The organism is Janibacter sp. CFPM2_SD2 (genome assembly GCF_057364645.1).
On the sequence record NZ_JBNFOF010000178.1, the window covers coordinates 1 to 6,406 of the forward strand.

Genomic DNA, 6,406 nt, shown 5'->3' on the forward strand with positions numbered 1-6,406 from the left:
CTCAAAAACCCGTAGGTCTTGCGCACACAAACTCTGACCAAAACCCTATGGGTTTTTGACGAGATGGTGGGGGGGGGAGGCAGGCGGGGTCAGTCGGCGGTGGCGAGCAGGCGCTCGGCGCGGGCGAGGTCGTCGACGGTCGTGATCTTCATCGCGAGCAGGTCGCCCTCGACGACGACGACGTCGTGGCCGAGGGCCTCGACGAGCGCGGCGTCGTCGGTCGCGACGGCGCCGGAGGCGTGGGCGGCGACGAGCACCGCCCGGTCGAAGCCCTGTGGTGTCTGCACCGCGCGCAGCGACTCGCGCAGCGGGGTGGCCGTGATGACGCCCGCGGCGTCGACGACCTTGATCGTGTCGACGACGGGCACCCCGGGGATCGCACCGGCGGCACCCGCGGTCAGGGCGGCGAGCACCCGCTCGAAGACGGCGACGGGAGTCAGGCAGCGGGCCGCGTCGTGGACGAGCACGACGTCGACGTCCTCACCGAGTGCGGCGAGGCCGGCCGCGACCGAGTCGGTGCGCTCGGCGCCGCCGGTGACGACGGTGACGTCGACCCCCTCCGGACGCAGGGGGTCGACCAGCTCGGTCGCCTCCGCGACGAGGTCCTCGGGCACGACGACGAGCTGGTCGACGGGAGCCTGCAGCACCCCGGAGACCGCACGCTCGAGGATCGTCACGCCCTCGATCTCGACGAAGGCCTTGGGCCGGTCGGCCCCGAGCCTGGTGCCGGACCCGGCGGCCACGACGACGACGCCCACACCGTGATCGGTGTGGGCGTCGGACTGCGTCAGCAGTGAGTCGTTCAGGACGCGAGGACCTCGTCGAGGATGACCTCGGCCTTGTCCTCGTCCGTCTTCTCTGCGAGCGCGAGCTCGGAGACGAGGATCTGGCGGGCCTTGGCCAGCATGCGCTTCTCGCCGGCCGAGAGGCCGCGGTCCTTCTCGCGGCGCCACAGGTCGCGCACGACCTCGGCCACCTTGATGACGTCGCCGGAGGCCAGCTTCTCGAGGTTGGCCTTGTAGCGGCGCGACCAGTTGGTCGGCTCCTCCGCGTGCGGGGTGCGCAGCACCTCGAAGACGCGGTCCAGACCCTCCTTGCCCACGACGTCGCGGACACCCACGAGGTCGCAGTTCTCGGCGGGCACCTCGATGGTCAGGTCACCCTGGGCCACCTTGAGCTTGAGGTACTGCTTGTCCTCGCCCTTGATCTTTCGAATCTTGATCTCTTCGATCAGAGCAGCCCCGTGGTGGGGGTACACGACCGTCTCGCCGACCTTGAAAACCATGTGGAGATTTCCCCTTTCGCGACCTCCAGATTATCACGGCGTGTCGTGGGTCGCACAGCCGTCAGCCCCGCCACAATGCCCCTTCGCGCGCGCGTGGAGAGCACGAGCCGTGGCCCGGCGCATCCCACGCGCACACCCCCGCTAGGCTGTGCCCCGTGAAGCGCAACCTCCTCACCCGCACCCCTGTCGTGGCCCTGGCGGCCCTGCTGGCCGCCGGCACCGCCGGCTGCTCGGTCAACTCCCCCTTCCAGACGGCGAAGACCCAGTCGATCACCGATGGTGTGTCCGTCGACCTCGAGGGCGCCCACGTGCGCAACCTCGCCCTGGTCAGCGGCGAGGCGGGCGGCGACGCGGTCGTCACCGGCGCCGTGGAGAACGAGACCGGCAAGGACATGACCTTCACCGTCTCGGCCGGCAGCAGCAAGGTGCAGGCCAAGATCCCGGCCCACCAGGCGGTCACCCTCGGCGGCAAGGACAAGGCCGAGCTGACGCTGAAGTCCGTCAAGGCCGGCCCGGGCGAGATGACCGACGTCGAGATCAGCACCGGCGGCTCCGCCACCCCGGTCAGCGTCCCGGTCCTCGACCCCGAGGGCTACTACGAGACCGACGCCCCCGAGGGCTGGACCCCCACCCCCTCCGAGACCCACAGCGAGAGCGAGTCGGAGTCCGAGGGCCACTGAGCACTCCCCCTTCGCACGACGAGAGGCCGGCACCCCATCGGGTGCCGGCCTCTCGTCGTCCGGACCGAAGGGGAGGTCAGGCCTCGAACTTGTAGCCCAGTCCGCGGACGGTGACGATGTGAACCGGCTTGGCCGGGTCCGGCTCGATCTTGGCCCGCAGCCGCTTGATGTGGACGTCGAGCGTCTTGGTGTCGCCGACGTAGTCGCTGCCCCACACGCGGTCGATGAGCTGCACGCGGGTGAGCACCCGACCGACATTGCGCAGGAGCATCTCGAGCAGCTCGAACTCCTTGAGCGGCAGCTGCACCTGGGTGCCGTCGACGGCCACGACGTGCCGGTCGACGTCCATGCGCACGGGCCCGCCCTCGATGGTCGCGGGCAGCAGCTCCTCGGGCTCACTGTTGCGTCGCAGCACCGCCTTGATCCGGGCGAGCAGCTCGCGCGAGCTGTAGGGCTTGGTCACGTAGTCGTCGGCACCGATCTCGAGGCCCACGACCTTGTCGATCTCACCGTCCTTGGCGGTGAGCATGATGACCGGCACGTTGGACTTCTGCCGGATCGATCGGCAGACGTCGATGCCCGACAGGCCCGGCAGCATCAGGTCGAGCAGCACGAGGTCGGCGCCGTCGGAGTCGAAGGCCGTGATGGCGTCCGGACCGGTCTCGGCGACCTCGACGTCGTACCCCTCCTTGCGCAGCAGGTACGACAGGGGGTCCGAGAAGGACACCTCGTCCTCGACCACGAGGATGCGTGTCATCAGCGGGGCTCCTTTGTGAGGGTGGGGGAAGGGGTCTCGGCGGCCGGGGAGGCCGCATCGGGGGCGTCGTCGCCGGCGAGCTCCAGCTCGACGCCGTGGGCGTCGAGGGTCTCGGGGGCGGCGGGCAGGCGGATCGTGAAGGTCGAGCCCTGCGACCCGTCGCTCCACACGCGCACGTCTCCCCCGTGGTTGGCGCAGATGTGCTTGACGATCGACAGGCCGAGACCGGTGCCGCCGGTGGCCCGCGAGCGCGCGGCGTCCATGCGGTAGAAGCGCTCGAAGATGCGCGCCTGCTCCGGCTCGGGGATGCCCGGCCCCTGGTCGGTGACGGCGATCTCGATCGTGTCGCCGTGCAGGCGCGCCCCCACCCCGACGGCCGTGCCGGCCTCGGAGTAGGAGATGGCATTGCCGACGAGGTTGCGCACCGCGGTGACGAGCATGTCCTGGTCACCGCGCACGTAGAGGTCCTCGGCGACCTTGTCGGTCAGGGTCATGTCCTTGGCCTCGGCCTCGATGCGCAGGTGCTCGAGGGCGAGCGCGACGACGTCCTCGACGTCGACGAGCGGCGGGTCCTGCAGGACGGCGTGCCCTGCAGCCGGGAGAGCTCGACGATCTCGCGGATGAGGCTCGACAGCCGGGTCGCCTCGCCCTGCATGCGGCGGGCGAAGCGGTCGACCGCCTCGGGGTCGTCCTTGGCGTCCATGACCGCCTCGGCGAGCAGCGAGATGCCGCCGACCGGCGTCTTGAGCTCGTGGCTGACATTGGCCACGAAGTCGCGGCGGGTCTCCTCGACGCGGCGGCCCTGGGACTGGTCGTCGACGAGCAGCAGCAGGTGGCGCGCCCCGAGCGGGGCGACGCGGGCGGCGACGTAGGTCGTCGTGCTCATCCCCGGGCGGCGCAGCTCGAGCTCCTGCTCCTCGATGACGCCGTGGCGGGCGGCCTTGTCGACCATCGCCCGGATCGCCGGCTCGACGAGCCGGCCGTGGCGCACGAGGCCGTAGGAGACCGCTGCGGGCGAGCTCGACAGGACCCGGCCCTCGTGGTCGAGGACGACACCGGAGGAGCGCAGCACGGCGAGGACGTCACCGACCCCCTTCGGCACCTCGGGCTCGGGCGCGTGGTCCACGGCACGCTCCCGGTCGCTCATCGTGATCGCAGCCCACACGAGGAAGGCGATGAGCAGGCCGGCAGCACCCCCGAGAATTGCCGCGGTCGTTGGCTCCACGTCACCGAGAGTACTTCTCCGGTGGGGCATGCTGGGACCGGGCCGCGACCACCGCCGAGCGCGCCCGCGATGTTCACCTGCGCGCCCGACGACGTTCACCCGTCCCGCGTAGACAGGCACACCAGCGACACTGCCCACACCCATCGAAGGGGGCGCCATGCGCCAGGTCTTCCACGACGAGCTCGAGGCCATCGCCGACGACCTCGTCTCCCTCTCGGAGCTCGTCAGCACCGCGATCCGCGACTCCACCCGCGCGCTGCTCGAGGCCGACGTCCAGCTCGCCGAGCGCGTCATCGAGTCCGACCAGGACATCGACGCCCGGCGCAACGACCTCGACGCGCGCTCCGTCGACCTGCTCGCGCGGCAGGCCCCGGTCGCCAGCGACCTGCGCACGGTCGTCGCCTCGATGCGCATGTCCGGCGACCTCGAGCGCATGGGCGACCTCGCGCGCCACGTCGCCCAGGTCGCGCGCATGCGCTACCCCGAGCACGCCGTCCCCGACGAGATCGCCGCGACCTTCGCCGAGATGGGCGGCATCGCCGAGGACCTCGTCGCCCGCGTCGGGCAGGTCATCCGCACCCAGGACCTCGCGCAGGCCCGGGACATCGAGACCACCGACGACGAGCTCGACACGCACCACCGCGAGATGTTCACCCGGCTCGCCGAGGGCGCGTGGCAGCACGGCACGACGAGCGCCGTCGACGTCGCCCTGCTGAGCCGCTACTACGAGCGCTTCGGCGACCACGCGGTCACCGTCGCCCGTCGGGTCGGCTTCCTCGTCACCGGTGACCCGGGCGCCATCGACCTCGCGGAGGAGGCGGAGCGGGACTGACCCCCTTCGCCTGCCGAGCACACGAGAGGGCCCGCCGACTGCACGTCGGCGGGCCCTCTCGCTGTCGTCCGGCGGTCAGCGACCCTGGTTGGCGACCGCAGCGGCCTCCGCGGCCGCGGCCTCGGGGTCGAGGTACTCGCCCGGGCGGGTCGGCATGAAGTCCTCGCCGAGGTCGTAGACCAAGGGCATGCCGGTCGGGATGTTGAGCCCGGCGATGTCCTCGTCGCTGATGCCGTCGAGGTGCTTGACCAGGGCCCGCAGGGAGTTGCCGTGGGCGGTGACGAGGACGGTGCGGCCGGCGGCGAGGTCCTCGCGGATCGGCCCCTCCCAGTAGGGCATGAGGCGGGCGATGACGTCCTTGAGGCACTCGGTGCGCGGGACCTCGGGCAGGTCGGCGTAGCGCGGGTCGTCGGTCTGGGCGAACTCGTCGTCCGGCTCGATGGCGGGCGGCGGGGTGTCGAAGCTGCGCCGCCAGAGCATGAACTGCTCGTCGCCGTACTTGTCCCGCGTCGCAGCCTTGTCGAGGCCCTGCAGGGCGCCGTAGTGGCGCTCGTTGAGCCGCCAGTCGCGACGCACCGGGATCCAGTGGCGGTCGGCCGCGTCGAGGGCGAGGTTGGCGGTGGTGATCGCCCGGCGGAGCACGGAGGTGTGCACGACGTCCGGCAGCAGACCGGACTCCTTGATGAGCTGGCCGCCGCGGACGGCCTCCTCGCGGCCCCTGTCGATGAGGTCGACGTCGACCCATCCGGTGAAGAGGTTCTTCTCGTTCCAGTCGGAACGGCCGTGGCGCAGCAGGATCAGAGTCGACATGGGGCCAGCGTATCGACGCCGGTCACTCCGGCGCGGACCCGTCCGTCCGCTCGAGGACGGAGCGGAAGGCCTCGAGGTTGCGCAGCGACTCGCCGCGCGAGACGCGCCAGTCCCACTCCTTCTGCATCGAGCTGCGGAAGCCGAGGAGCAGCAGCTCGTTGAAGGGTCCGTCGGCGGCCTCGAGCACGACGCCGAGCACCTGGTCGACGACCTCCTCGGTCACCGCGCGAAGGGGGATCCGCCCGCCCACGTAGACGTCGCCGGAGGCGTCGATCGAGTAGGCGAGCAGGGGCATGCGCAGGTTGCGCCGGAGCAGGTGGCGGTAGAACTGCGCGTGGTTCTCGTCCGCGTTGCGGATGACGAAGGCCGAGACGGACAGGGCCCGCTCGCCGACGACGAGGGAGACAACGGTCTTGAGCTTCTTCTCCCCCGGCAGGGTGACGACGAGCTCGCCGTCACGGGCACCGGCCTCGTGCTCGAGCCCGGCGTCGGTCACGACGCGGGTGACGACGTCGAGGGCCCGCTGGGCCTCGGCGTCGGGGGTGGGTGCGTGCTCGGGCTGCTCGGTCATCGGGCCACCTCCAGGGGCTCGTCGGTCGGGGTCTCGGCGGAGAGCGACTCGCGCTCGGCGACGGCATCGGCGTAGACCTCGAGGAGCCGGTCGACGGTCACCGCCCAGCCGAATCCCTCGGCGTGCGCGCGCGCTCGGCGCCTCAGGTCGCTCGCCCGGTCGGGGTCGTCGGAGGACGGCGAGCAGCTCGTCGGCCCACACGCTCGGGCTCGTGGCCGGGCACGAGGACACCGGCGTCGCCGACGC

The 6,406-nt window shown here is 71.4% G+C and carries 10 protein-coding genes; 2 read left to right on the forward strand and 8 right to left on the reverse strand.

Features of this window, described 5'->3' with window-relative positions:
• Positions 1-89: 89 nt before the first annotated feature.
• Both ispD and AC2W7J_RS14380 read right to left on the reverse strand, forming a co-directional pair.
• On the reverse strand, positions 90-758 hold the full coding sequence (ispD, locus tag AC2W7J_RS14375; protein WP_485983212.1) for a 2-C-methyl-D-erythritol 4-phosphate cytidylyltransferase: 669 nt from the start codon (positions 756-758) through the stop codon (positions 90-92).
• A gap of 44 nt (positions 759-802) precedes the next feature.
• Positions 803-1,285 (reverse strand): CarD family transcriptional regulator, encoded by a 483-nt coding sequence (locus tag AC2W7J_RS14380; protein ID WP_007927253.1) that lies wholly within the window; start codon positions 1,283-1,285, stop codon positions 803-805.
• Between the two features lie 155 nt (positions 1,286-1,440).
• On the opposite strand from AC2W7J_RS14380, the gene AC2W7J_RS14385 reads away from it, so the two are divergent.
• Positions 1,441-1,965: a hypothetical protein gene (locus AC2W7J_RS14385; protein ID WP_485983214.1), complete on the forward strand. Its 525-nt coding sequence runs from the start codon at positions 1,441-1,443 to the stop codon at positions 1,963-1,965.
• Between the two features lie 76 nt (positions 1,966-2,041).
• Here AC2W7J_RS14385 and AC2W7J_RS14390 read toward each other — a convergent pair whose 3' ends face one another.
• From AC2W7J_RS14390 to AC2W7J_RS14400, 3 genes are read right to left on the reverse strand one after another with little or no spacing between them, the layout of a single operon-like run.
• Positions 2,042-2,722, reverse strand: coding sequence for a response regulator transcription factor (locus AC2W7J_RS14390; RefSeq protein ID WP_255185134.1), 681 nt, complete (start codon positions 2,720-2,722; stop codon positions 2,042-2,044).
• Positions 2,722-3,216: a sensor histidine kinase gene (locus AC2W7J_RS14395; RefSeq protein ID WP_485983217.1), complete on the reverse strand. Its 495-nt coding sequence runs from the start codon at positions 3,214-3,216 to the stop codon at positions 2,722-2,724. The genes AC2W7J_RS14390 and AC2W7J_RS14395 overlap by 1 nt, the downstream gene beginning before the upstream one ends.
• Positions 3,213-3,947: a histidine kinase dimerization/phospho-acceptor domain-containing protein gene (locus AC2W7J_RS14400; RefSeq protein WP_485983219.1), complete on the reverse strand. Its 735-nt coding sequence runs from the start codon at positions 3,945-3,947 to the stop codon at positions 3,213-3,215. The genes AC2W7J_RS14395 and AC2W7J_RS14400 overlap by 4 nt, the downstream gene beginning before the upstream one ends.
• A gap of 157 nt (positions 3,948-4,104) precedes the next feature.
• On the opposite strand from AC2W7J_RS14400, the gene phoU reads away from it, so the two are divergent.
• A complete protein-coding gene (phoU, locus tag AC2W7J_RS14405) occupies positions 4,105-4,779 on the forward strand; it encodes a phosphate signaling complex protein PhoU (RefSeq protein WP_255185132.1) in 675 nt (224 codons plus the stop codon).
• A 75-nt stretch (positions 4,780-4,854) separates the two neighbouring features.
• Here phoU and AC2W7J_RS14410 read toward each other — a convergent pair whose 3' ends face one another.
• The 3 genes from AC2W7J_RS14410 to AC2W7J_RS14420 form a co-directional block, all read right to left on the reverse strand.
• Positions 4,855-5,589 carry a phosphoglyceromutase gene (locus AC2W7J_RS14410; protein ID WP_255185131.1) on the reverse strand — a complete coding sequence of 245 codons (735 nt, stop codon included), beginning with the start codon at positions 5,587-5,589 and terminating at the stop codon, positions 4,855-4,857.
• 22 nt (positions 5,590-5,611) lie between these two features.
• Positions 5,612-6,160 carry a type III secretion system chaperone family protein gene (locus AC2W7J_RS14415; protein ID WP_485983222.1) on the reverse strand — a complete coding sequence of 183 codons (549 nt, stop codon included), beginning with the start codon at positions 6,158-6,160 and terminating at the stop codon, positions 5,612-5,614.
• Positions 6,157-6,406: glycosyltransferase (locus AC2W7J_RS14420; protein ID WP_485983224.1), on the reverse strand; the 250-nt coding region annotated here is incomplete at its 5' end. The genes AC2W7J_RS14415 and AC2W7J_RS14420, both read right to left, overlap by 4 nt.

Excerpts from the sequence above, each read along its gene's own strand:
- phoU (WP_255185132.1), top strand. The coding sequence starts at position 4,105 with ATGCGCCAGGTCTTCCACGACGAGCTCGAGGCCATCGCCGACGACCTC.
- AC2W7J_RS14410 (WP_255185131.1), bottom strand. The coding sequence starts at position 5,589 with ATGTCGACTCTGATCCTGCTGCGCCACGGCCGTTCCGACTGGAACGAG.
- AC2W7J_RS14415 (WP_485983222.1), bottom strand. The coding sequence starts at position 6,160 with ATGACCGAGCAGCCCGAGCACGCACCCACCCCCGACGCCGAGGCCCAG.
- AC2W7J_RS14380 (WP_007927253.1), bottom strand. The coding sequence starts at position 1,285 with ATGGTTTTCAAGGTCGGCGAGACGGTCGTGTACCCCCACCACGGGGCT.
- AC2W7J_RS14390 (WP_255185134.1), bottom strand. The coding sequence starts at position 2,722 with ATGACACGCATCCTCGTGGTCGAGGACGAGGTGTCCTTCTCGGACCCC.
- AC2W7J_RS14395 (WP_485983217.1), bottom strand. The coding sequence starts at position 3,216 with ATGACCCTGACCGACAAGGTCGCCGAGGACCTCTACGTGCGCGGTGAC.